The sequence below is a fragment of the Blastococcus sp. TF02-8 genome, from assembly GCF_003319175.1.
Lineage (GTDB): Bacteria > Actinomycetota > Actinomycetes > Mycobacteriales > Geodermatophilaceae > Blastococcus.
The window spans coordinates 475,901-498,858 of sequence record NZ_QOHK01000002.1 but is presented as its reverse complement, the minus strand read 5'-3'; the positions used below and the strand labels follow the sequence as shown (position 1 = coordinate 498,858).

Here is a 22,958-nt window from a genome sequence, read left to right as displayed (position 1 = left end):
GTCAGGCCTCCCTCTGCGGACCCTGGCCGGACGTGCCCGGCTCGGACCCCGCGGGCGTGTCGGTGCCGTCGTCCTGGTCGGCGAGCGACCGGCCGGCGGGCTCGGGTGCGTCGGGGTGCGATCCGGCTGCGCCCGCCTTCTCGGCCGGGGTGTCGGCGGCGGCCACGCGCGCGTCGGCCGCCTCGCGGCCCGGTGTCTCCCCCGTCCCGCCCGAGGGCGCGACGGTGGCGGCGGGCTCCCGGGTGTCCGGCGCCGGCGCGGACGGGCGCGGCATCGGCGGGGCGGACTCACCGCGCTCGGCCCCCAGCCGGAGCCCGCGCAGGGTGGGCTCGTAGTGGCCCGGCGCGTCGACGGCGGCGTCCGGGTCCTCGTACTGGGTGAAACCGGCCAGCTGCCGGGAGACGCCGCGGAAGTCGGTCAGCGGGGCGCCGCGGGTCGGGTGCGGCTTCTCGCCGCGACGCAGGGCCGCGACCAGGGCGCGGGCGCTCTCGACGTCCTGCTGGTCGTAGAACTCGTAGTCGACGGTGACGACCGGCGCGTAGTCGCAGGCAGCCAGGCACTCGGCGTGCTCGAGGGTGATCGAGCCGTCGGCGGCGGTCTCGTCGTGGTGCACGCCGAGGTCGGCCGAGAGCGCGTCCATGATCCGCTGGCCGCCGAGGACGGCGCACAGCGTGTTGGTGCAGACGCTCACGATGTGCCGGCCGGTCGGGCGGCGCTTGTACATCGTGTAGAAGGTCGCCACCGCGCCGACCTCGGCCTTGGTCAGACGCAGCTCCTCGGCGCACAGCGCGACGCCCTCGGGGCTGACGTAGCCCTGGTAGCTCTGCACCAGGTGCAGCATCGGCAGCAGCGCCGAGCGCGCGACCGGGTAGCGGGCGATGATCTCCCGCGCCTCGAGACGCGTCTGCTCGGTCAGCGGCGGCAGGTCCGCGGGCGCCGGCTCGACGGGGCTGGAGTCGAGCCCCGTGACCGCGGTTCCTTCTGCCGAACCAGGGAGCGCACTCACCGGTCGACACCTCCCATCACCGGGTCGATCGAGGCGATCGCGGCGATGACGTCGGCGATCATGCCGCCCTCGCTCATCGCCGCCGTGGCCTGCAGGTTCACGAAGCTGGGGTCGCGCACGTGGACGCGCCACGGGCGGGTGCTCCCGTCGCTGACGACGTGGTAGCCGAGCTCGCCGCGGGGCGACTCGATCGGCACGTAGACCTGGCCCGCCGGCACCCGGAAGCCCTCGGTGACCAGCTTGAAGTGGTGGATCAGGGCCTCCATCGACTGGCCCATGATGTGCGCGACGTGCTCGTGGGAGTTGCCCATGCCGTCGGGCCCGAGCGCCAGCTGCGCCGGCCAGGCGATCTTGCGGTCCTCGACCATCACCGGGCCGGGCTCGAGCCGGTCCAGCGCCTGGCCGATGAGCTTCAGCGACTCGTTCACCTCGGCCATGCGCACCAGGTAGCGGCCCCAGGCGTCGCAGGTGTCGGCGGTCGGCACCTCGAAGTCGTAGGTCTCGTAGCCCAGGTAGGGCTCCACCTTGCGCATGTCCCAGGGCAGGCCCGCGGAGCGCAGGATCGGACCGGTCACGCCGAGGGCGAGGCAGCCGGTGACGTCGAGGTAGCCGACGTCCTTGAGCCGGCGCTGCCAGATCGGCTGCCCGGTGAGCATCCGGTGGAAGTCGGCCACCCGCTTCGGCATGACCTCGAGGAACTCGCGGATGTGCTCGACCGCGCCCTCGGGCAGGTCCTGGGCCAGCCCGCCGGGCCGGATGTAGGCGTGGTTCATCCGCAGGCCGGTGATCTCCTCGAGGAGGTCCAGGCACATCTCCCGCTCGCGGAACCCGTTGGTCATGGCGGTCAGCGCGCCGAGCTCCATGCCGCCGGTGGCCAGGCCCACCAGGTGCGAGGCGATCCGGTTGATCTCCATGACCAGCACACGGATGGTCTGCGCGCGCTGGGGCACCTCGATCCCGAGCAGCTTCTCGACCGCCATGCAGTAGCCGGCCTCGTTGTACAGCGGGGCGAGGTAGTCCATGCGGGTCACGAAGGTCGTGCCCTGCACCCAGTTGCGGTACTCGGTGTTCTTCTCGATGCCGGTGTGCAGGTAGCCGATGACCACGCGGGCCTTGGTCACCGTCTCGCCCTCGAGATCGAGCACGAGCCGCAGCACGCCGTGGGTGGAGGGGTGCTGCGGGCCCATGTTGACCACGAGCCGCTCGTTCTCGTGGGGGTCGGCGCCGAGCGTGGCGTCCCAGTCGCCACCGGTGACGGTGTAGACCCGCCCCTCGGTGGTCTCCCGGGAGCCGGCGTAGGGGTCCTGGGTGGTCGTCATCGGTACGCCCCGTTCACCTGTAGGCCCGACGTGTGTCGGGCGGCGGGATGGTCGCGTCGTGGTACTCGACCGGGATGCCGCCGAGGGGGTAGTCCTTGCGCTGGGGGTGCCCGTCCCAGTCGTCCGGCATGAGGATCCGGGTCAGGCCCGGGTGGCCGTCGAAGACGATCCCGAACATGTCGAAGGCCTCCCGCTCGTGCCAGTCCGCCGTCGGGTAGGTGCCGGTCACCGAGGGGACGTGCGGGTCCTCGGCGGTGACGGCGACCTCCAGCCGGATCCGGCGCCGGTAGGTCATCGAGGTCAGGTGGTAGACGACGTGCAGCCGGGGTCGGCCGGGGGTCACCGCGGGGCCGCCGCTGTCGAGGTAGTCGACGCCCGAGACGCTGGACAGCAGCTCGAAGCGCAGCGCCTCGTCGTCGCGCAGCGCCTGCACGAGGGGCAGCAGGTGCTCGCGGCCGACGAAGTAGGTGATCTCGCCCCGGTCGACCAGGACCCGCTGGACGGCGGCGTCGTAGGTGGCCTGACCGACGGCCTCGATCAGCGCGTCGGTGACCTCGTCGAACCAACCGCCGTAGGGCCGCTCGGTGGAGTGCAGCGCGACCGCGCCGCCGGGCTCGACGCGGACCAGCCCGCCGAAGCCGGAGGTGTCACCGCTGCCGCTGACGCCGAAGGCTCCCTTGCGGAAGCCGCCACCGGCCGCGGTGGCGTCGTCGTACCCGGCCTCCTCGCGACCGGGGACGACGTCCGACCCGCCGTCGTTGCTCACTCCGGGCCCCGCTCACCCGGGAGGAGCACGGCGTTGCCGCCGCGCTGCTCGATCGCGAACTGGCCGGTGCGGCCCTGCGCGGCGGCCTCCTCGTAGGCGCGGCGGAGGTCCTTGTTCGCGCGCACGGTGGAGGGCATCTCGACCAGCAGGTCCTTCGCCCGGCCCTCCGCGCGGTCCCGCGCCAGCTGCCGCTCGCGCTTGGCGCCCAGCGGCTCGTGCTGGATCTTGTGGTGCAGCTTGAGGATGGCGTCCATCAGCATCTCCGGCCGCGGCGGGCAGCCGGGGAGGTACATGTCCACCGGCACGATGTGGTCGACGCCCTGGACGACGGCGTAGTTGTTGAACATGCCGCCGGAGCTGGCGCAGACGCCCATCGCCAGCACCCAGCGCGGCTCGGGCATCTGGTCGTAGATCTGCCGCAGGACCGGCGCCATCTTCTGGCTCACCCGGCCGGCGACGATCATCAGGTCGGCCTGGCGCGGCGAGGCCCGGAAGACCTCCATGCCGAACCGGGCGAGGTCGTAGCGGCCCGCACCCGAGGCCATCATCTCAATCGCGCAGCAGGCCAGTCCGAACGTGGCCGGCCACAGCGAGGACTTCCGCGTCCAGTTGACCAGCTTCTCCACGCTGGTCAGCAGCACGCCGCTGGGCAGCTTCTCCTCGAGTCCCATCGTCAGATCCCCGTCAGTCCCATTCCAGGCCGCCGCGGCGCCACACGTACGCGTAGGCGATGAACACGGTGGCGATGAAGACCGCCATCTCGACCAGGCCGAAGACGCCCAGCGCCTCGTTGTGCACGGCCCACGGGTAGAGGAAGACGATCTCGATGTCGAAGACGATGAACAGCATCGCCGTCAGGTAGTACTTGACCGGGAAGCGGCCGCCGGTGAGCGGCTGGTCGACCGGCTCGATGCCGCACTCGTAGGCCTCGAGCTTGGACCGGTTGTACCGGCGCGGGCCGACGTAGGGAGCCGCGGTGACGGAGAACAGCGCGAACGCCGCCGCCAGCGCGAAGAGCCCGACGATCGGGACGTAGGTCGAGAGCATCAGCGGCACCCTAGGGTGAGTTGGGTCACGTCCGGGTCACGATGGGGACACGGAGCGTTCGTGTCGGGTCGATTCGTCGACCCGGGGGCCGGAAATGCGGCTGGCACGGTCATGCCGCCGGGGTCAGGCGGAGGAGGACGGCGAGCGCGCGGTCCACGGCGTCGCCGTCTCGGCCGTCGGTCAGGTTGCCCATGAGCCGGAGCGCCCCGTCGACCAGCTTCGGACGGCTCAGCCCCCGCGCGGTGGCGAAGCGGACGACGCCGGGGTGCGCGAGCAGGGCCAGGAAGCCCATGCCGAGCCGGTGGTGCCGGCCGACCTCCCCGCGCAGCCGCTCCGGGTACCGCTGCAGCGCCGCCTCGCGTGCGTCCGCGGTCGGAGCGGCGAGCGCCTCGACGGCGGCCTCGGCAGCCATGCGTCCGCTCTCCAGGGCGTAGCTGATGCCCTCCCCGTTGCACGGGTTCACGGTGCCGGCGGTGTCACCGGCGAGCAGCAGCCCCCGGGTGTAGGCCGGGCCGCGGCTGAGCGCCATGGGCAGTCCGGCGCCCCGCAGCGGGCTGACGGAGTCCTCCTCGCGCAGTCCCTCCTCTGCGGGGAAGAGGTCCAGCCAGCGCCGGAGGATCGCCTTCCGGTCGGCGCCGGTGCCGCGGCGGGTGTCGAGGAGTCCGTAGCCGACGTTGGCGGTGCCGTCGCCCATGCCGAAGATCCAGCCGTAGCCGGGCATGGAGTCGCGCGTCGGGCCCTCGGCGGTCAGGTCGAAGGCGATGTCCAGGTACTGGTCCTCCGATCGCCGGCTGCGCACGTACCGGCGGACGGCGACGCCCAGCGGTCGATCGGTGCGGCGCTGCAGGCCCAGGCTCTTGCCCAGCCGACCGGAGAGGCCTTCGGCGGAGACCACGAGCTGCGCCCGCCAGGTGAGCGACTCGCGCCCCTCCCCTGCCTCCGCGCGGACACCGACGACCCGCCCGTCGTCGTCGAGCAGGGGCTCGGTGACGGTGGTGCCGGTGACCAGGCGCGCGCCCGCGGCGACGGCGTGGTCGGCCAGCAGCGCATCCAGCTCCATGCGGGTGCGGACGAGGCCGTGGTCGGGCCAGGAGTCCAGCCGGGGCCAGTCGACCTCGGCGATCCGCCCGCCGCCGTGCACCCGCAGGCCGCGGCGGCGCACCCAGCCGGGACCCGAGGTGGCCACGCCCATGTCGAGCAGCGCCTTGACCCCGCGAGGGGTCAGCCCGTCGCCGCAGACCTTCTCGCGCGGGAACTCCGCCTTCTCCAGCACGGCGACGTCCAGGCCCGTCTGGGCGAGGTGCCAGGCCGCGCTGGAACCCGCGGGGCCGGCGCCGACCACGACGACGTCGGCACGGTGCTCCCCCGGCTGCGCCATGGCCTTCACCCCCGGTTCCGTCGTCGAGCCCGGACACACTTTGTGAAATGGTTCACAAAGTGCTCGGTCCCGAGTCTAGGACCTGGTGTGACCCAGCTCGCAATCCCCCCGTCAGAAGGGGGGTGGTTCGGCTGTCGTCCCCGGTGCTGGCGCTGGTGGGAGCGCCGGTTGATCGAAGGGATCGCGCAGACCTGGCGGCCGGGTCGTGCGGGTGATCCCGCTCGGCGTGGTGACCTGCAGCGTGCCGTTCGGCAGGAGTTCGAAGCGCCATCCGCGGGCGAAGGTCTTCAGACGGTGGTGGGTGCGGCAGAGACAGCACAGGTTGTCGCACCCGGTGCGGCCACCGCAGTCGTAGGACACGACGTGGTCGAGGTCGGTGCGCCCAGCGGCCCGGGAGCACCCGGGGTGCCGGCAGGTGCGGTCCCGCAGCCGCACGAAGCGCTCCTGCGCCGCGGAGCGGTCGTACCCCTCTCGGTCGGCCGGACGACTCAGCACGGGGCAGGCGCAGGTCGCCGCAGGACCGTGGACCGCACAGCCCCGCGCGGCGAGGCGCGCCAACTCGGCCGGCGTGGCGGTGGCCAGCAGCACCCCGCACTCGTCGGTGAGGGCCACCGTCAGGCTTCCGCCCGGTGGCGCCTGCACCCCGAGGGCGCCGATCGCGGCCATCAGCTCTCGCAGGTGTGCCGCGGTGATCGGGAGTCCGTCGACCTCGGGCCCGTTCCCGCCCGTCGGATCCGCTGCCCGGGTGCGTGCTCCCGGCTCCCGGAGGGACGACAGGGGCGCGAGCACCGTGACGTGGCCGGTGAAGCCGGGCCCACGGGAACCACCCGGGTTCAGGACCAGTGCCGCGTGGGCCTCCGCCCGGAGCACTCCGATGGGCCGGTCGTCCCCGGCGGTGCGGGCCAGCTGTGCAGCCTGGTCGATCACCGACCACATGGCGGCCGTCACCGCCGACGGCAGCTCGCTGGACAGCACCGACATCCCGTCAGCGCTCGGCCGGGTGCGCACGTCTGCCCGGCGCTCTGCCTCGATCCGGCGCCGCTCGGCGAACTCCTCGTCCGCCGCCACCGCAGCAGCGACCAGACGGCGGCGGAGCTGCCCCGCGGACAACGTGCTCGCCTCGGGGAGCAACGCCGAGACGACCGCGGTCACGACCTCGTCGGACGCGGGACCCAGCACGTCGGCGAACACCCGCGCCCGGAACCAGTCCAGCCGCCCCTCGCTGCACGCCGCCCACACCGCCGGCATCCGCTCGACCAGCTGGTAGGCATCCGAGAGCAGCCCGGCGGCGAAGACCGGCGAGCAGTTGAGCACGAAGGCGAGCTCCTGCGGCAGGAACTCACTCGTCCCCGGCACCGGTGACCCGGGCCCGCGCCGCCGTGCCCCGGGATGCCCCGGCGGCGGGTCGTCGGTGTCGGGCCGGTCCGCAGCCAGCGCCATGACCAGCTCGGCTTCGTACGCGGCGTCCATGGCCCTGCGGGCCTGCAGCCGCCGCAGCTCGGCCGCCTTCTCCTCCGCAGTCAGCAGACCGACCGACAGCCGGGCGACCGACGGCGGCCGCTCGACCAGCCACCCGACCAGGGCAGCCTCCATCGAGCTGCGGGAGAGCTCGACGGCGGCCACGGACCGAACATACGTTCGAGGTACGACAGTTCCGGCAGGTCAGCGCCCGAGCCCGGCCCAGAACCGCTCGTACGAACGGTGCAGCCAGCCGTCGACCCAGGCGCGGTCCGGTTCGGGCGGAACGTCGGAGTGCTCCCGCAGCCCCTGCAACCGGACCTCGATGTCGGCCACCGCCGCGATCACCTCGGCCAGCGGCACCTCGCCGCGACGCACCGACCGCAGGCGGGCGCGATCCGGCTCGGGCACCGGCAGCGTGATGCGACCCGTGGTGAGCAGCTCCACGCCCTGCACGCCCAACCGCAACGCGTGCATCGCGAACTTGGTGTCGTAGCCGTGCTCGGCGACGAGCTCCGGCCGGTTCGTGTGAGCCCCCACCTCCCCGGTCATGGCCGCCTTCTGCGACTGCAGGTAGCCGAGGAACTTGTCCGCCGCCAGACGGGAGACGAAGTGGTGCGCCCCCTCCCCCAGCTCGACGCCGATCTCGTCCCGGTACACGACCTCCTCGTCGGGCACGAAGAGCAGGAGGAGGACCGACGGGTTGCCGGAGAGCGCCAGGCGGGCCCACTTGCGCGCCGAGTAGATGACGACGTCGAGGTCGCCGGCGCCGGACCGGTTCGCCAGGCCGCCGGGGCGGTCCCAGGCGGTGTGCCGGTGGTACTGCTCGAACTCGACGGTCGCGGTCGTCGACAGGCCCGACGGGACGCGGGCGAGGCCGGTGACGTACTCGGGCGGCTCGAAGCAGATGCCGATCTCGTCCCGGTCGTCCTGACCGCTGATCGACGTCCCGTGCACCCCGGAGCCCACCTGGGCCCGCAGCACGGTGCCACGCTCGGCGATGCGGCGGCCCTGCTCCGAGGCGTGCGGGTGGTCGAAGGGGCCCGGCAGCGACCAGTCCCCCAGGATCACGCCCACGTCAGACCTTGCGACCGCGGTGCAGCGCGACGATGCCGCCGGTCAAGTTCTGCCAGGCGACGTCGGCCCAGCCGGCCCTCTGCAGGCGGGAGGCGAGCGCGGGCTGGTCCGGCCACGCCCGGATCGACTCCGCGAGGTAGACGTAGGCCTCCGGGTTGCTGCTGACCGCCCGGGCGATCGCCGGCAGGGCCCTCATCAGGTACTCGGTGTAGACGGTGCGGAACGGCGCCCAGGTGGGGCTGGAGAACTCGCAGACCACGAGCGTGCCGCCCGGCTTGGTCACCCGGTGGAACTCGCGCAGCGCGGCGTCGGTGTCGGCGACGTTCCGCAGGCCGAAGGAGATGACGACGGCGTCGACGCTCTCGTCGGCCAGAGGCAGGGCCATCGCATCACCGGCGACCTTGGGCACCGGCCGCGCGGCGCCGGCGCGCAGCATGCCCTGGGAGAAGTCGCAGGCGATCGCCCGCACTCCCCCCGCGGTCAGCTCGACGGTGGACACCGCCGTCCCGGCCGCGACGTCGAGCACGGTCTGCCCCGGACGGGCCCCCAGCGCCTCCCGGGTGGCCCGCCGCCACGCGGCGTCGAGACCGCCGGAGAGCACCGTGTTGGTGACGTCGTAGCGCTTGGCGACCCGGTCGAACATGGCCGCGACCTCGGCCGGCCGCTTGTCCAGATCGGCCCTCAGGCCCCCGGTGTGCTGGGTCTCTCGCCGGTCTGCCACACCATCGACGCTACAAGGCCTCCTACTCTGGGTCCGTGACCGCGGCCGCCCTGACCTCCCCGGCAGCGGCGTCGCGCACCGTCACCACGGTCCGGTCCGACGCCGCCGGTGAGCTGCTCGACCTCCTGCCGTCGGTCGGCGGGCTCTCCTGGGTGCGCCGCGGCGAGGGTCTGGTCGGGTGGGGCGAGGCCGCCCGGCTGGAGGTCACCGGACCCCACGCGCTCATCGAGGCGGCCGCCTGGTGGGACGACCTCACCGCCGGGCTCGACGTCGACGACGAGCTCGCGGTCCCCGGCTCCGGGCCGGTGCTCTTCGGCAGCATCGCCTTCGACCCGGCCACCGGGACGTCGGTCTTCGTCGTCCCCGAGGTCGTGGTCGGACGGCGCGACGGCGTCGGCTGGGTCACCGCCGTCGGCACCGCGCCGGAGCTCCCCGACCCCACCCCCGTGGACGATGGCCCGGCCCCCCGCCTCCGCTACGCCGACGGCGCGCTCGACCCCGCCAGCTGGTGCGCAGCGGTCGCCGAGGCGGTGACCCGCATCGACGCGGGGGACCTGGCCAAGGTCGTGCTCGCCCGCGACCTGCTGGTCTCCTCCGACGAGCCGCTCGACCCGCGCCGGATGCTGCGCCGGTTGGCCGCTCGCTTCCCCGGCTGCTGGACCTTCGCCGTCGACGGGCTGCTGGGCGCCACCCCCGAGCTGCTGCTGCGGCGCACCGGCCGCCGGCTCTCCGCCCGCGTGCTGGCCGGGACCGCCCCGCGGGGCGCCGGCGCCGAGGACGACCGGCTGGCCCGGGCGCTGCTGGCCTCGCCGAAGGACCGCGCCGAGCACGCGCTCGCCGTCGACTCCCTGGTGCGCGCGCTGGAGCCCTACTGCGATGCCCTCGATGCCCCCGCCGAGCCGCAGCTGCTGACCCTGGCGAACGTGCGGCACCTGGCCACCGACGTCGTCGGCACCCAGACCGGCACCGGGCGTGCCGCCGGGGCGGGGCTGCTCGAACTGGTCGGTGCGGTGCACCCGACCGCCGCGGTCTGCGGTACCCCGACGCCGGACGCCGCGGCGCTCATCCGCGAGCTCGAGGGCATGGACCGTGGCCGGTACGCCGGCCCGGTCGGCTGGCTGGACGCGACGGGGAACGGCGAGTTCGGCCTGGCGTTGCGCTGCGCGGAGCTGGTCGGCGACGACAGTGCCCGGCTCTTCGCGGGCTGCGGCATCGTCGCGGGCTCCGACCCGGCCGCGGAGCTGGCCGAGACGCAGTCGAAGTTCGCCGCGTTCCAGGCCGCGCTCGAGGGCTGAACCACCGGCTCAGCGGGCCTCCACCAGCACGATGTCGGTCGGGGTGGCCCCGGTGGGTGCGGTGTCCCCCAGAGCGAATCCGGCGATCACGGCCGCGACGGCGATCGTGGCCGCCACCAGGCGGAACGACCGCACCACGTCCTGGGCCATCGCCGAACTCCTCTCACCGCTCCCACCGGGGCGCGTCCCCCGTGCACGGAGAACTCTGCGCCGCCCACCGCAGGGTGTCCGCGTGGGAACCGCAAGAACTGCGCAAGACCGCTCAGCCGAGTGCGCGGGCGGCCACCTCGCGCAGCTCGCGGGCCAGCTGGGCCTCGGCGCGCTGGTCGGTGCCGACGACCACGACCCGCGGTCCGCCGGCCGTAAGGGCCTCCCTCAGCTCGGCCGGCGTCGACACCCGGGACGCCGCCCAGCCCAGCGATCCGGCCACCGCCACCAGGTCGCGGCCGTGCGGGGTGCCGAACACCCGCCGGTAGTCCGCCGCGTAGCGGTCCTCCCCCGGCTCGAGCTGGGCGAAGATCCCACCCCCGTCGTTGTCCGGGACGACGACGGTGAGGTCCGGACGGCGCTCCTCCTCGCCCAGCAGCAGCCCCGTGAGGTCGTGCAGGAACGTCAGGTCCCCCATCAGCGCGAACGACGACCCGTCGTGGGTCAGCGCCGCCCCGACGGCGGTCGAGATCGTGCCGTCGATGCCGGCCACGCCGCGGTTGGCGAGCACGCGGACGTCGGCCCGCGGCACCGCCAGCCGGTCGACGTCGCGCACCGGCGTGGACGAGCCGATCACCAGCGGCGCACCGGACGGCACCGCGGCGACGACGTCGCGGGCGAGCCGGGCGGCGGTGAGCGCAGGCGAGCCGTCCAACGCGGCGTCCACCGCCGAGCCCACCTGCTGCGCGGCCGAGCGCCAGGCCGCCGCCCACTCGGCGTCGGGGTAACCGTCGGCACGGAGGAAGAGCGGAGAGACGCGCGTGCTGGAGCGCACCGCGTCGGCCCAGCGGGGCGAGGCGGTGACCGTCTCGACCGTGACGGCGGGATCGGCGAGCAGGGCGTTCACCGGCCGGGAGAGGGTCGGCCGCCCCACCACGAGCACGTGGTCGGGCCGGTGCGCGGTCAGCCAGTCACGGGCGCCCAGCAGGAGCACACCACCGCGCAGCGATCCGCCCCAGCGGCCGCTGCTGGGCTCGGCGACCACCGGCCACGGGAAGTCGTCATCCAGTCCGAGAGCAGCGTGCGCGGCAGCGTCGCCGACGACGACCAGCGTGCGCGGGGGCAGCCGGTGCGCAGGCGCGGGGTGGCCGGGTGCGCGCTCGGCCACCGTCCAGGGTGCGCCGTCGGGCCGCCCGGCCCACGGCCCGCCGAGCTCGCCGGCCTCGTCGTCGGGCATCAGCGGCTCGCGCAGCGCCAGGTTCAGGTGCACCGGCCCGGGATCGCCGGAGAGCACCCCGGACGCCGTCACCAGCGCCTTGGCGACCACCGAGCGCCAGTAGCGGTTATGCGCCTCCTCGCGGCCGGCCTCGGGAACCCCGACGTCGACCGCCCAGCGCACCGCGCCGCCGTAGAGCCCCGCCTGCTCGATCGTCTGGTTCGCCCCCGTGGCACGGAGCTCCGGCGGCCGGTCGGCGGTGAGCGCGAGCAGCGGCACCCCGCTCTCGTGCGCCTCGAGCACCGCGGCGTGCAGGTGCGCGGTCGCGGTGCCGGACGTCGTCAGCACCGGCACGGGCCGGCCAGATGCCTTCGCCAGGCCGAGCGCCAGGAAGGCCGCCGTCCGCTCGTCGATGCGCACGAAGAGCCGCAGCCGCCCGTCGCGCTCGGCGGCGGCCAGCGCGAGGGCCACCGGGGCCGAGCGGGAGCCGGGCGCCAGCACCGCATCGGTCACGCCACCGCGGACCAGCTCGTCGACCAGAACCCGCGCGAAGGCGGTGGAGGGGTTCACGCGGCGAGCACCTCGTCGATCCGGGACCGCCAGCGGGCGGCGGTGCCCTCGGGAGCGGCGAGCGCCGCCAGCCGGTCGGGCTCGGGGCGGACCACCGGCAGCGCGCCGTCGACCGGCAGCAGCGGGGACGACGACACGTCGCCGGTGAACAGCGCGACCGTGGCCAGCCCGCAGGCGAACGGCAGCTCGGGCAGCGCGGCGGCCAGCGCGACCCCGGCCGCGATGCCGACCGAGGACTCCAGCGCCGAGGAGACGACGCACGGCAGCCCGTGCGCCTCGGCGACCCGCAGCGCCGCCCGCACCCCGCCCAGCGGCTGCACCTTGAGGACCACGACGTCGCCGGCCTCCCGCAGGTCCACCCGCAGCGGGTCGGCCGACCGCCGGACCCCCTCGTCGACCGCGATCCGCACGTCGATGCGGCGGCGCAGCGCGGCCAGCTCCTCGAGCGTCGCGCACGGCTGCTCGACGTACTCCAGGCCCACCGCGGCGTCCAGCGACCGGATCCGCGCGGCCGCGGTGTCGACGTCCCAGGCGGCGTTGGCATCCACCCGGATCGCGCCGCCCGGCCCCAATGCTGCCCGCACGGCCTCGACCCGGGCCAGGTCCTCGGCAGCCGACTGCCCCGGCTCGGCGACCTTGACCTTCGCGGTCCGGCAGCCCGACGCCGCCACGATCGCGTGCGCCCGCTCGGCCCCGACCGCCGGCACGGTCACGTTCACCGGCACCGAGTGGCGCACCGGCGCGGGCCAGCCTTCGGTGGTGGCCTCGACCGCGGCGGCCCACCAGCGGCGGCTCTCGGCGGCGTCGTAGTCCCAGAACGGGGAGAACTCGCCCCAGCCCGCGGGCCCACGCAACAGCACCCCGTCGCGGACGTCGATGCCGCGGAAGCGGGTGCGCAGCGGCACCTCGTAGACCGCCACCTCGGTGATCCCGGCCGGGAGCGCGGGTGCGGGGGCGGCGGTCACGGTGATCAGCGTATTCGGCGGGGCCTACCCTGATCCCTCGTGGCTCGGCACCTCACCCTCGTGCCCGCGGCCGAGCTCTCCGACGACGACGTCCGCGCCGCCCTGGACGGCGACCGCCCGCTGGCCGTCCTCCCCTCGGGGCCCTCCGCCGTCCTCGACGCCGCCCGCGCGGCCCTGCGTCCCGACGAGCCGCTGGAGCCGGGCACCGATCTCGTCGTCGTCACCTCCGGCTCCACCGGCTGCGGCCGCGGCGTGCTGCTGTCGGCGGCCGCCTTGCGCGCCTCCGGTACCGCGGCCCTCGACCGGATCGGCGGCCCCGGCAGCTGGCTGCTCGCCCTGCCGGTCTCCGCGATCGCCGGGCTGCAGGTGCTCTCCCGCGCCCTGCTCGCCGGCCGCCCCGCCACCCGGCTCACCGACGGCGAGGCCCTGGCCTCCGCGGTCGCCCGCATGCCGGCCGGCGACCGCCTCTACACCTCTCTGGTCCCGACCCAGCTGCGCCGCTTCCTCGACGCCGAGCCGGACGCGCTCCGCGCCTTCGACGCGGTGCTGGTCGGTGGCGCAGCCACCGATCCCGCGCTGCTCGACCGTGCCCGTGCCGAGGGCGTCGCCGTCGTCACCACCTACGGGATGACCGAGACCGCCGGCGGCTGCGTCTACGACGGCGTGCCCCTCGACGGTGTCGGCGTCCGCGTGACCGACGGCATCGAGCTGGCCGGCCCGGTGCTCGCGCACGGGTACCGGCGCGATCCCGAGGGCACCGCCGCCGCCTTCGCCGACGGCTGGTTCCGCACCCGTGACGCGGGCGTGCTCGACGACGGTCGGCTCACCGTGCTCGGCCGGCTCGACGACGTCGTGATCTCCGGCGGGGTGAACGTCGCCCCGGCCGCGGTCGAGGCGGCCCTGCGCGAGCACCCCGCGGTCGCCGACGCCGTCGTCCTCGGCCGCCCCGATCCCGAGTGGGGGCAGCGGGTCGTGGCCGCGGTCGTCCCGGCGGCCGGCGCCACGCCGCTGCTGGCCGACCTGCGCCCCTGGGTGGCCGAGCGGCTCGGCGCCCCCGCCGCGCCGCGGGAGCTGCACCTGATCGACGGCGTGCCCACCCTGCACACCGGCAAGCCCGACCGCCGCGCCGTCGCGGCCCTGATCCCGGAGGTCTGATGGCCACCCCCGCCCAGTGGCTGGCCGGCGCGCGCCCGCGCACCCTGCCCGCAGCCGTCGCCCCGGTGCTCGTCGGCACCGGCGCAGCCGTCGCCCTCGACGGGTTCCGGCTCGGCCCGGCGCTGCTGGCGCTGCTGGTGGCGCTCGCCCTGCAGGTGGCGGTCAACTACGCCAACGACTACTCCGACGGCACGCGCGGCACCGACGCCGACCGGGTCGGGCCGATGCGTCTCGTGGGCTCCGGCGCGGCCACTCCCCGGCAGGTCCTCGGAGCGGCGCTGCTCTCCTTCGCCGTCGCCGGGGTCGCCGGGCTGGCCCTCGCCGCGCTGTCGTCCTGGTGGCTGGTCGCGGTGGGCGCGGCCTGCATCGCCGCGGCCTGGACCTACACCGGGGGGCCGCTGCCCTACGGCTACCGGGCGTTGGGCGAGGTCTTCGTCTTCGTGTTCTTCGGGCTGGTCGCCGTCGTGGGCACCACCTACGCGCAGACCCGCACCGTCGAGGGGCTGGCGTTCGCCGTCGCCGTGCCGGTCGGGCTGCTGATCGTGGCGATCCTGGTGGTCAACAACCTGCGCGACCTCGCCGGCGACGCCGAGGTGGGGAAGCGGACGCTCGCCGTGCTGCTCGGCGACCGCCCGACCCGGCGGCTGTTCGCCGGCCTGTTCGTCGTCGCCTTCGCGGTCGTCGCGGGCGTCGGTGTCGCCCACCCCTGGGCGCTGCTGGGGTTGCTCGCCGCACCGCTGGCCGTGCAGCCGGCGCGGATCGTGCTGTCCGGTGCCCACGGCCCGGCGCTGATCGCCGCGCTGCAGGCGACCGGGCAGGTCACCCTGGCCACCGGCGTGCTGCTCGGCGCGGGGCTCGCCCTCAGCTGAGCGGGCTCACTGCCCTCCGCTGAGCCGGCTGCGCAGGTCCGCCTTTGCCGCGCGGCGGGCGTCGGACCGGGCCAGCAGCGCCGCGGTCAGCCGGTCCCGGGAGGGCCGCAGGAGCAGGTAGGCGACGGGCATCGACAGCAGGAGCCCGAACAGCAGCCCGGGGAAGCTGCCCAGGCCGACCGTCCAGAGGATCAGCACCAGGGCCGCGGTGATCGCCAGCCGGCCCACCACGTAGATCACCAGCCACGGCAGGACCTTCTGCGGCGCGGCCGGCGCGCCGGCGTTCGTCGTTGCCTGCTGCTCAGCCATGACGGCCCTCCCACTTGGTCGACAGGACGACCGTCGTCCGGGTGCGTGCCACCCCTCTGATCCGGTTCAACGCGTTGACGGTGGCCTCGAGTGCCGGGATGTCGGTCACTCGTACCTTGAGCACGTACCCCTCGCTCCCGGCGACCCGCCAGCAGTCCTCGATCCCCTGGACCTCGCGCATGGCGGTCTCCAGGCCGGTGTCGTCCACCGAGTCGCTCTCGATCACGCCGATCAGCGCGGTGACGTCCAGCCCCACCGACGAGGGGTCGACGTCGGCGCGGTAGCCGGTGATCACCCCGGCCCCCTCGAGCTTGCCGACCCGCTCGTGCACGGCGGGCGAGGAGAGGCCGACCTGCCGGGCCAGCTCGGCGTAGCTGGCGCGGCCGTTGGCGCGCAGCAGGTCGATCAGCTGCCGGTCCACGGCGTCGATGGGGTGCTCCGTCCTCGGGTCGCGAGCGCGGTGCCGCTCGTCGCCCCCGAGTATCCCCGGCGGACGTACGCTGGAGTCCGACGAGGGGGTGGGACCGTGGTGTTCCTGGTGGTGCTCGTGGCGGCGGTCGTCGTCCTTCTGGTGGTCGTGCGTGCCGCGGCCGTGTCGGGTGATCCCGCCCGGGCCGCCCGACGGGCCCGTCGGGCTCCGCGTCCGACCCAGGGCCGGGTGCGCCCGGTCGCGCCCGACGACGACCCGGAGTTCCTGCGGGAGCTGGGCCGCCGCGTGCGACGGGACGACGGCTCGCCCGCCTGATCTGCGCAGGCTCAGGCGGCGGCGCGCGAGCGGAACATTCGGCGCCAGCCCCGCCCGGACCGCGGCGCTGCCGCGTCCTCGCCCGAGGAACCGCCCCCGGGCCAGCCCACGCTGCCGCCGTCGTCCGGCTCGGGTGCCTGCGGGGCCGCCGGCCAGCCCAGGTCGCCCTCCCGGGGATCGGCCGCGGCCTCGCCCCGGTGGACTCCGGCAGCGCCACCCGCGCGCTGCGCGAGGGCCGCCGCCACGAGCGGGTCCGCCGAACCGTCCTCCGCCGCGGTGTGCCTACCCACGACGCGCCTCGGCGTCGACCCGTTCCTGCTGCTTCCGTTCCATGCGGGCATCGAATCACGCACGACCGACACGGTCACCGGGCTGCTGCGCGGTCCTCCCCGTGGGAACGGCTCAGTTCACGCCGGCGTAGCTGTGCAGCCCGGTCGACACCAGGTTGACGAACGTCAGGTTGAAGATCATCACGACCAGGCCGACGACGTTGACCCATGCCGCGGGCCGACCACGCCAGCCCGCGGTCGTGCGGGCGTGCAGGTAGGCGGCGTAGACGACCCAGGCGACGAAGGACCAGGTCTCCTTGGGGTCCCAGCCCCAGAAGCGACCCCACGCGGCCTCGGCCCAGATGGCGCCGGCGATCACGGCGAAGGTCCAGATCGGGAAACCGAACACCGCGGTGCGGTGCGCGAGGCGGTCGAGGGCCGCGGCCGAGGGCAGGCGGGAGACGAAGCCCGTGCCCTCCTCGGCACCGGGCCGGGAGCGCACCAGGTAGAGGATGCTGGCGATCCCGCTGACCAGGAAGATCCCGAAGCCCAGGATGGCGGCGGTCACGTGGATGGCCAGCCAGTAGGAGCGCAGCGCGGCCACGACCGGCGCCGCCTCGGTGTAGAGGCCCAGACCGATCGCGACGAGGCCGAGGATGACCGGCGCCAGCACGAACACCCCGATGTGCCGGAGCGCCGGCGACCGGACGGCGAACGCGGTGAAGGCGACGACGGCCACGAGCACGACCGCCGTCGCGAACTCGTACATGTTGCCCCAGGGCAGGCGGTCGGCCGCCAGCCCGCGGGTCACCAGGACGCCGGCGTGCGCCAGCGCCCCCAGCACCGTGACCGCGAGGGCGAGGACCCCCCAACGGTTGCTCCGCCGCGTCGCGACGTCCTCGTCGTCCGACGGACGGTCGGCGAGCAGCACTCCTCCCCCGGCGGTCCCGGTCGTGGCGCCTGCTGCCGCCACGCTCACTGCCCGGCGGGGCGCGGCACCGCTACGACGCCCGAACGCCAGCTCCGCGCAGAAGGCGACGAGGGCCACCGAGTAGAGCGCGACGCTCACGGAGAAGAGCGTGTCGGACAGCGCGGCCATCGAGGTGTCAGTCACGCGGGGGGACCTCCGGGTCGGACGGTGCGGTGCGCGAGGCGGCCGTGGTGAGCGCCTCCTGCAGATCGGCGGACAGCGCGGTGAACCGCGGCCCGCTCTCGCCGCCGCCGCGGGTGAGCGAGGCGATCGACAGCACGGTACCGCCGCTCCCTGTGAGGGGCTCGGCCCGGGCGAAGACCCGCTCGCGGCGCAGCAGGAGCAGCCCGAGCAGGCCGGTGAGGAGCGAGATGGCGGCGCCCAGGACCCAGAGCTGGCCGGGGTCGTGCGAGTACTGGAGCGCCGCGAACTCCTTGTAGCCGCTGAAGGTGACCCGGGTGCCGTCGGGCAGGTCCATGGACTCCCCCACCGACAGGTTCGCCGCGCCCACGCGCTCCAGCCGGCCGCGCTCGATCTGGGTGGCGTCCAGCGAGTAGACCGACTGGGGCAGGCCGGAGTCGAGCCCGAGGTAGCCGCGGTAGGCGATGATCGCGACCTGCGGCGCCAGCGGACGCGGATCGACCGAGGTCAGCACCCCACCCTGCATGAGCCCGGTCGGCGCGAAGAAGCCCTCGAGCGCGAGCTGGTCGTCCTGGCCGGCACCGAGGTCGGGCAGCTTCAGCGCGCCCTCGCTGGCCATCGTGCGCTGGTCGGCGGGCAGGAACGGCGCGGAGACGTCGGTGAACGCGGTGCCGTCGGGGAGGGTGACGGTGAAGGTCGGGCTGAAGCCGTGGCCGGTCACGTAGACCCGGTCGCCGTCGATCCGCAGCGGCTCGTTGACCCCGATCGTCGTCGCCCGCTCCTCGCCCCCGGGGGCGCCGTAGCGGATGTCGGCGGTGAACGAGGACGCCGTGAGGTTCTCCTCGTACTCGGCGCGGAACTGGTCGAGGTCGATGCACAGGTCGTTGAGGTCGCCGCTGTCGACGAGCGCACCCGAGGAGTAGGTGTCGTACTGCTGGAAGGAGTTGCAGAACCCCTGCCCCTCGGTGACCAGGATGCTGCCCTCGTAGCCCCACAGCTTGCCGCCGGCCAGTCCGAGCAGCAGTGCCAGCAGCGAGAGGTGGAACAGCAGGTTGCCGGTCTCCTTGAGGTAGCCCTTCTCCGCCGAGAGCTCACCGCTGGACCCGGCGGCGGAAGGGCCGCTGGACCCGTCGGAGACGAAAGAGCCGCGCCTCCCGTCGCGGCGCACCACGCGGAAACGGCGCACCCGCAGCTCCTCCTCGACGACGTCGAGGGCCGCGGCCGGCGCCAGCGGGCTCTCCAGGCAGCCGGAGTCGGGCAGCCGCAGGAGGTTGCGCGGCGCGGGCGGCGGCGGGGTGCGCAGCGACCGGAAGTGCTCGGCGGCCCGCGGCAGCACGCACCCGATGAGGGAGATGAAGAGCAGCAGGTAGATCGCGGCGAACCACGGCGAGCTGAAGACGTCGAACAGGTAGAGCTTGTCCAGGACCGGCGCGAGGTCCGGGTGGTCGGCGAAGTACCCGCGCACGTTGTTCTGCGAGAGCGAGCGCTGCGGCAGCAGCGAGCCCGGGACAGCGGCGAGCGCCAGCAGGAACAGCAGGATGATCGCCGTCCGCATGGCGGTCAGCCGCCGCCAGGCGCGCAGCAGGAAACCCGCCACCCGACGACCCGCCGACGGCCTCGACGGCGGCGACGGCGGGGTGTCGGGCCGGGCGGGCGCCTCGACGCTCACAGCGAGGTCTCCAGGAACCCACCGGCGGCCAGCCACGAACGCAGCCACTCCATCATCCCGGTCCACGCCCCGGTGACCAGGAGCAGCCCGACGACCACCAGCACCACGCCACCGAACCGGGTGACGGCCCGCGCGTGCTTGCGCAGGAACGTCGTCGCGCCCAGCGCCCAGCGCGCGCCCAGGGCCACCAGCACGAACGGCACGCCCAACCCGAGGCAGTAGGCGAGACCGAGGAAGGCCCCCCGGCCGGCGGTCGCCTCGGAGAAGGCGAGGTTCTGCACGGCGGCGAGGGTCGGGCCGAGGCAGGGCGTCCAGCCCAGCCCGAAGACGACCCCGAGGAGCGGCGCCCCGGCGAGGCCCACACCCGGGCGCAGCGACAGCCGCTTGGTCCGCTGCAGCAGCGGCAGCCAGCCGAGGAAGCCGAGGCCGACGACGACGGTGACCACCCCCATGACCCGGGTGATGGCCTCGTTGTGCACCAGGAGCAACCGACCCAGGCCCCCGAAGGCGGTGCTGATCGCGACGAAGACCGCGGTGAAGCCGAGCACGAAGAGCACCGCGCCCAGCACCATGCGCCCGCGCGGGGATCGCTCGTCGACCCGGACCGCGGTCGCCGTCGCACCCGCGCCACCCACCGGAGCGGGCACGGTCTCGCGGGCACCGGCGCCGACCAGCCCGGCGACGTAGGACAGGTAGCCGGGCACGAGCGGCAGGACGCACGGCGAGGCGAAGCTGATCAGGCCCACGAGCGCCGCGACCGCCGCGGCCACGAGCAGCGGGCCGTCGGTCACGAGCTCGGCGAAGGTCTCCCCCACGTCAGGTCTCCTCCGCCAGCACCAGGTCCAGGGTGGCGCGCAGGTCCTCCTGCGACACCTCGGCCGTGTAGACAGCGGCCACCCGGCCGTCGCGGTCCAGCACGATGGTCGAAGGGATGGCCGTGGCCGGGTAGTCGCGGAAGGCCAGCGCCACCTCGCCCCGGGGGTCGTAGACCGAGGGGAACTCGATGCCGAACTTCTCGACGAAGGCCAGCGCGAACTGGTCGCTGGTCTCCTTCACGTTGATGCCGAGGAACTCCACACCCTGGTCGCGCACGTCCGCGTACACCTCCTGGAACTCCGGCGTCTCCACCCGGCAGGGCGGGCACCAGGAGCCCCAGAAGTTGAGGACGGCGACCTCGCCGTCGAGCTCGGCCGAGGAGAACTCCCCGCCGCCCAGGAGCGTGCCGGAGAACTCGGGCGCCGAGGCGCGCTCGTCCGCGGGGATGACCTCGCCGCGCGGGGTGCCCGCGACGAAGCGGAACTCGCCACCGTTGTTGACGTCGACGGCGTCGGAGCCGGTGGAGCACCCGGCCAGGAGGGCGCCAGCGAGCAGCGCGACCGCGATCCTCCTCATGCGCCCGGCACCGCGTCCGGATCGGTGGCGCCCGCGGGCTCCGCGTAGGTGACGCCGAGCAGCCGGTCGCCGTCGTAGGTGACCGAGGTGACGCTGGCCAGGGCGCACTCCCGGCGGCGCGGGTCGTGCGCGAAGCGGCGGCCCTCGAGGTGCAGCCGGGTGGTCCAGATCGGCAGCTGGTGGCTGACCAGCACCGCCTCGTGCCCGCGGGCGGCGTCCCGGGCGGCCTCGACGGCGGCGACCATGCGCGCGGCGATCTCCACGTAGGGCTCGCCCCACGACGGCCGGAAGGGGTTGCGCAGCTTCCACCAGTTGCGGGGCGCGGCGAACACCCCCGCCCCACCACCGGCCACGGCCATGCCCTCGAAGGCGTTGCCGGCCTCGATCAGCCGGTCGTCGATCCCCACGCGCAGCCCCGTGGCGTCCGCGAGCGGCTGAGCGGTCTGCCGGGCGCGCTCCAGCGGGCTGGAGACCAGGTGGACGACGTCGTGCCCGTCGAACCAGGCGGCCGCGCGCCGGGCCATCCCCTCGCCGGCCGACGAGAGCCGGAACCCGGGCAGCCGGCCGTAGAGCACCTTGCCCGGGTTGTGCACCTCTCCGTGGCGCAGCAGGTGCACGGTGGTCCGCTCGCTCACGAGCTCACCTCGGAGAGGTCCTGGTCGGCGGGCCGCCCGTCCCCCGGGACCGCGGCGGCGGCACGGGCTGCGGCGGGCAGCGCCTCGAGCACGCGGTCCAGGGCCTCGCCGGTCAGCTGGGCGTTGACGAACCAGGCCTCGAAGGCCGACGGCGGCAGGTAGACCCCGCGGGCGAGCAGGGCGTGGAAGAAGGCGGTGTAGCGGGCGACGTCCTGGGTGCGGGCGTCGTCGTAGTCGCGCACCTGCCGCTCGTCGGGCACGAAGAAGATCGAGAACATGTTGCCCGCCTGCTGCACCCGGTGCGGCACCCCGGCGGCGAACAACGCGGCGCTGGCCGCACCGCGCAGCACGGCCGACGTCTCGTCGCACCGCGCGTAGACCTCGTCGGTGCACAGGCGCAGCGTGGTGAGGCCTGCGGCCACCGCCACCGGGTTCCCCGAGAGGGTGCCCGCCTGGTAGACCGGTCCGCTCGGCGCCAGGTGGTCCATGAGGTCGGCCCGGCCGCCGAACGCCGCGGCGGGCAGCCCGCCACCCATGACCTTGCCGAAGGTGAACAGGTCGGCCTCGACCGGGTCCAGCCCGTACCAGCCCGACCGGGAGACCCGGAAGCCGGTCATGACCTCGTCGAGGACCAGCAGCGCGCCGTGCGCCGCGGTGATCCGTCGCAGCTCGGCGTTGAAGCCCTCCAGCGGCGGGACGACGCCCATGTTCCCCGGGGCGGCCTCGGAGATGACGCAGGCGATCTGCGCCCCCTTCTCGGCGAACACCGCCTCGACGGCGGCGACGTCGTTGTAGGGCAGGACGATCGTGTCCGCGGCGGCGCCGGTGGTCACCCCGGGGGTGTCGGGCAGGCCCAGCGTGGCGACGCCGGAGCCCGCCGAGGCGAGCAGCGCGTCGACGTGGCCGTGGTAGTTGCCGGCGAACTTGACGACCAGCGGGCGGCCGGTGGCGCCGCGGGCCAGCCTGACGGCCGACAGCACCGCCTCGGTCCCGGAGTTGACCAGCCGGACCCGCTCGACCGGCGCCACGCGCGAGCGGATCTCCTCGGCGAGGTCCAGCTCGCCCTCGGTGGGCGCGCCGAAGGAGAGGCCACGACGGGCCGCGGTGGCGACGGCGTCGACCACGGCGGGGTGGGCGTGGCCCAGGATCATCGGGCCCCAGGAGCTCACCAGATCCACGTAGCGGCGGCCGTCGGCGTCGGTGATCCAGGGGCCGGAGGCCTCCACCATGAACCGTGGCGTCCCGCCCACGGCGCGGAACGCGCGCACCGGGGAGTTGACACCACCGGGGGTGATCTCCTGGCCGCGGGCGAAGAGGCCGGCCGAGACCGGCGCCTCGTAGGGGAAGGGCGAGCTGTCCGGCGAGGTCACGGTCCCAGTGTCCCCTTCGCCGTGAGCAGTGCCGTCCGCAGGGCGGCCGGGTCCCGTGTGGGAACGAGCACGGTCCGCCCGTCGGCGAGGCGCAGCGGCAGCCCGGTGCGCCCCTGCGGCACGGTCCACCCGCCGCCCAGCACCGGGGCCCCGGCGTCGACGCCCGCCTCGACCGCAGCCAGGTGGTCGGCGTCGATGTCGGCGAGCGGCACCCGCTCGCGACCGACGCTCAGCGCCCCCTCGCCGCCTCTCCCGTCGACCCGCACCGTCCAGAGCCGGCGACCGGCCAGGCAGCCGGTGGCCACGATGGCGAGCACCACCCCCAGGGCCCCCCACGCCAGGACCGGGAGATCCGGGCCGGGGAACACCAGCTCGAGCACGACGGCGAGCACCGCGACCGCGAGGACGATCCAGAACGGGCGCCACGAGCCCCCGGGCTCGACGTAGTCCTCCGCGGTCGCGGCCATCG

General features: G+C 74.7%; 25 protein-coding genes and 1 pseudogene. 4 read left to right on the top strand and 22 right to left on the bottom strand.

Features of this window, described 5'->3' with window-relative positions:
• Position 1: 1 nt before the first annotated feature.
• The 9 genes and pseudogenes from nuoE to DQ237_RS06520 all read right to left on the bottom strand — a co-directional run bounded on the left by nuoE (position 2) and on the right by DQ237_RS06520 (position 8,772).
• Positions 2–1,006 carry an NADH-quinone oxidoreductase subunit NuoE gene (gene nuoE / locus DQ237_RS06560; RefSeq protein ID WP_113798317.1) on the bottom strand — a complete coding sequence of 335 codons (1,005 nt, stop codon included), beginning with the start codon at positions 1,004–1,006 and terminating at the stop codon, positions 2–4.
• Positions 1,003–2,325 carry an NADH-quinone oxidoreductase subunit D gene (locus DQ237_RS06555; RefSeq protein WP_113798315.1) on the bottom strand — a complete coding sequence of 441 codons (1,323 nt, stop codon included), beginning with the start codon at positions 2,323–2,325 and terminating at the stop codon, positions 1,003–1,005. The genes nuoE and DQ237_RS06555 overlap by 4 nt, the downstream gene beginning before the upstream one ends.
• Before the next feature lie 13 nt (positions 2,326–2,338).
• The gene (locus DQ237_RS06550) at positions 2,339–3,091 is read right to left on the bottom strand and encodes an NADH-quinone oxidoreductase subunit C (protein WP_113798313.1); all 753 of its coding nucleotides are present in this window, start codon (positions 3,089–3,091) and stop codon (positions 2,339–2,341) included.
• 119 nt (positions 3,092–3,210) lie between these two features.
• Positions 3,211–3,762 (bottom strand): annotated as a pseudogene (locus DQ237_RS06545) (NADH-quinone oxidoreductase subunit B family protein); the annotation flags it as partial.
• A gap of 13 nt (positions 3,763–3,775) precedes the next feature.
• Entirely contained in the window at positions 3,776–4,138 is a 363-nt protein-coding gene (locus DQ237_RS06540) for an NADH-quinone oxidoreductase subunit A (RefSeq protein ID WP_113798589.1), read from the bottom strand.
• A gap of 109 nt (positions 4,139–4,247) precedes the next feature.
• A complete protein-coding gene (locus DQ237_RS06535) occupies positions 4,248–5,516 on the bottom strand; it encodes a geranylgeranyl reductase family protein (RefSeq protein ID WP_113798587.1) in 1,269 nt (422 codons plus the stop codon).
• Between the two features lie 111 nt (positions 5,517–5,627).
• Positions 5,628–7,139: an HNH endonuclease signature motif containing protein gene (locus tag DQ237_RS06530; RefSeq protein WP_240619451.1), complete on the bottom strand. Its 1,512-nt coding sequence runs from the start codon at positions 7,137–7,139 to the stop codon at positions 5,628–5,630.
• 39 nt (positions 7,140–7,178) lie between these two features.
• Positions 7,179–8,051 (bottom strand): DNA polymerase beta superfamily protein, encoded by an 873-nt coding sequence (locus DQ237_RS06525; RefSeq protein ID WP_205730096.1) that lies wholly within the window; start codon positions 8,049–8,051, stop codon positions 7,179–7,181.
• A 1-nt stretch (position 8,052) separates the two neighbouring features.
• Positions 8,053–8,772: a demethylmenaquinone methyltransferase gene (locus tag DQ237_RS06520; RefSeq protein ID WP_113798309.1), complete on the bottom strand. Its 720-nt coding sequence runs from the start codon at positions 8,770–8,772 to the stop codon at positions 8,053–8,055.
• Positions 8,773–8,807: 35 nt separating this feature from the next.
• On the opposite strand from DQ237_RS06520, the gene DQ237_RS06515 reads away from it, so the two are divergent.
• Positions 8,808–10,067 (top strand): isochorismate synthase MenF, encoded by a 1,260-nt coding sequence (locus DQ237_RS06515; protein WP_113798307.1) that lies wholly within the window; start codon positions 8,808–8,810, stop codon positions 10,065–10,067.
• Between the two features lie 9 nt (positions 10,068–10,076).
• Here DQ237_RS06515 and DQ237_RS19665 read toward each other — a convergent pair whose 3' ends face one another.
• The 3 genes from DQ237_RS19665 to DQ237_RS06505 form a co-directional block, all read right to left on the bottom strand.
• Complete coding sequence (locus DQ237_RS19665; protein WP_166509517.1) at positions 10,077–10,217, bottom strand: hypothetical protein; 141 nt, start codon at positions 10,215–10,217, stop codon at positions 10,077–10,079.
• 112 nt (positions 10,218–10,329) lie between these two features.
• Positions 10,330–12,000, bottom strand: coding sequence for a 2-succinyl-5-enolpyruvyl-6-hydroxy-3-cyclohexene-1-carboxylic-acid synthase (gene menD, locus DQ237_RS06510; protein ID WP_113798305.1), 1,671 nt, complete (start codon positions 11,998–12,000; stop codon positions 10,330–10,332).
• Positions 11,997–12,965 carry an o-succinylbenzoate synthase gene (locus DQ237_RS06505; RefSeq protein WP_113798303.1) on the bottom strand — a complete coding sequence of 323 codons (969 nt, stop codon included), beginning with the start codon at positions 12,963–12,965 and terminating at the stop codon, positions 11,997–11,999. Before DQ237_RS06505 ends, menD begins: the two co-directional genes overlap by 4 nt.
• Positions 12,966–13,004: 39 nt before the next feature.
• On the opposite strand from DQ237_RS06505, the gene menE reads away from it, so the two are divergent.
• Both menE and DQ237_RS06495 read left to right on the top strand, forming a co-directional pair.
• The gene (gene menE, locus DQ237_RS06500) at positions 13,005–14,120 is read left to right on the top strand and encodes an o-succinylbenzoate--CoA ligase (protein WP_113798301.1); all 1,116 of its coding nucleotides are present in this window, start codon (positions 13,005–13,007) and stop codon (positions 14,118–14,120) included.
• Entirely contained in the window at positions 14,120–14,989 is an 870-nt protein-coding gene (locus tag DQ237_RS06495; RefSeq protein ID WP_113798299.1) for a 1,4-dihydroxy-2-naphthoate polyprenyltransferase, read from the top strand. Before menE ends, DQ237_RS06495 begins: the two co-directional genes overlap by 1 nt.
• Before the next feature lie 6 nt (positions 14,990–14,995).
• Here DQ237_RS06495 and DQ237_RS06490 read toward each other — a convergent pair whose 3' ends face one another.
• Together DQ237_RS06490 and DQ237_RS06485 are read right to left on the bottom strand one after the other, a co-directional pair.
• On the bottom strand, positions 14,996–15,298 hold the full coding sequence (locus DQ237_RS06490) for a DUF4229 domain-containing protein (RefSeq protein WP_113798297.1): 303 nt from the start codon (positions 15,296–15,298) through the stop codon (positions 14,996–14,998).
• Positions 15,291–15,719, bottom strand: a complete 429-nt coding sequence (locus tag DQ237_RS06485) for an Lrp/AsnC family transcriptional regulator (protein ID WP_240619450.1) — start codon at positions 15,717–15,719, stop codon at positions 15,291–15,293. The genes DQ237_RS06490 and DQ237_RS06485 overlap by 8 nt, the downstream gene beginning before the upstream one ends.
• 105 nt (positions 15,720–15,824) lie before the next feature.
• Between DQ237_RS06485 and DQ237_RS06480 the strand changes: the two genes are divergently transcribed.
• Positions 15,825–16,043 (top strand): hypothetical protein, encoded by a 219-nt coding sequence (locus DQ237_RS06480; RefSeq protein ID WP_113798293.1) that lies wholly within the window; start codon positions 15,825–15,827, stop codon positions 16,041–16,043.
• An 11-nt stretch (positions 16,044–16,054) separates the two neighbouring features.
• Here the strand turns inward: DQ237_RS06480 and DQ237_RS06475 are convergent, their stop codons facing one another.
• The 8 genes from DQ237_RS06475 to DQ237_RS06440 all read right to left on the bottom strand — a co-directional run bounded on the left by DQ237_RS06475 (position 16,055) and on the right by DQ237_RS06440 (position 22,956).
• Positions 16,055–16,333, bottom strand: a complete 279-nt coding sequence (locus tag DQ237_RS06475) for a hypothetical protein (protein ID WP_113798291.1) — start codon at positions 16,331–16,333, stop codon at positions 16,055–16,057.
• Positions 16,334–16,445: 112 nt separating this feature from the next.
• The gene (gene ccsB / locus DQ237_RS06470; protein WP_113798289.1) at positions 16,446–17,426 is read right to left on the bottom strand and encodes a c-type cytochrome biogenesis protein CcsB; all 981 of its coding nucleotides are present in this window, start codon (positions 17,424–17,426) and stop codon (positions 16,446–16,448) included.
• Positions 17,419–19,020 carry a cytochrome c biogenesis protein ResB gene (locus DQ237_RS06465; protein WP_240619449.1) on the bottom strand — a complete coding sequence of 534 codons (1,602 nt, stop codon included), beginning with the start codon at positions 19,018–19,020 and terminating at the stop codon, positions 17,419–17,421. Before DQ237_RS06465 ends, ccsB begins: the two co-directional genes overlap by 8 nt.
• A gap of 68 nt (positions 19,021–19,088) precedes the next feature.
• Positions 19,089–19,907 carry a cytochrome c biogenesis CcdA family protein gene (locus DQ237_RS06460; protein ID WP_113798287.1) on the bottom strand — a complete coding sequence of 273 codons (819 nt, stop codon included), beginning with the start codon at positions 19,905–19,907 and terminating at the stop codon, positions 19,089–19,091.
• Between the two features lies 1 nt (position 19,908).
• Entirely contained in the window at positions 19,909–20,484 is a 576-nt protein-coding gene (locus DQ237_RS06455) for a TlpA disulfide reductase family protein (RefSeq protein ID WP_113798285.1), read from the bottom strand.
• Positions 20,481–21,119, bottom strand: a complete 639-nt coding sequence (locus DQ237_RS06450) for a histidine phosphatase family protein (protein ID WP_113798283.1) — start codon at positions 21,117–21,119, stop codon at positions 20,481–20,483. Before DQ237_RS06450 ends, DQ237_RS06455 begins: the two co-directional genes overlap by 4 nt.
• Positions 21,116–22,489 (bottom strand): glutamate-1-semialdehyde 2,1-aminomutase, encoded by a 1,374-nt coding sequence (hemL, locus tag DQ237_RS06445; RefSeq protein WP_113798281.1) that lies wholly within the window; start codon positions 22,487–22,489, stop codon positions 21,116–21,118. Before hemL ends, DQ237_RS06450 begins: the two co-directional genes overlap by 4 nt.
• Positions 22,486–22,956 carry a hypothetical protein gene (locus DQ237_RS06440; protein ID WP_113798279.1) on the bottom strand — a complete coding sequence of 157 codons (471 nt, stop codon included), beginning with the start codon at positions 22,954–22,956 and terminating at the stop codon, positions 22,486–22,488. Before DQ237_RS06440 ends, hemL begins: the two co-directional genes overlap by 4 nt.
• Between the last annotated feature and the right edge of the window lie 2 nt (positions 22,957–22,958).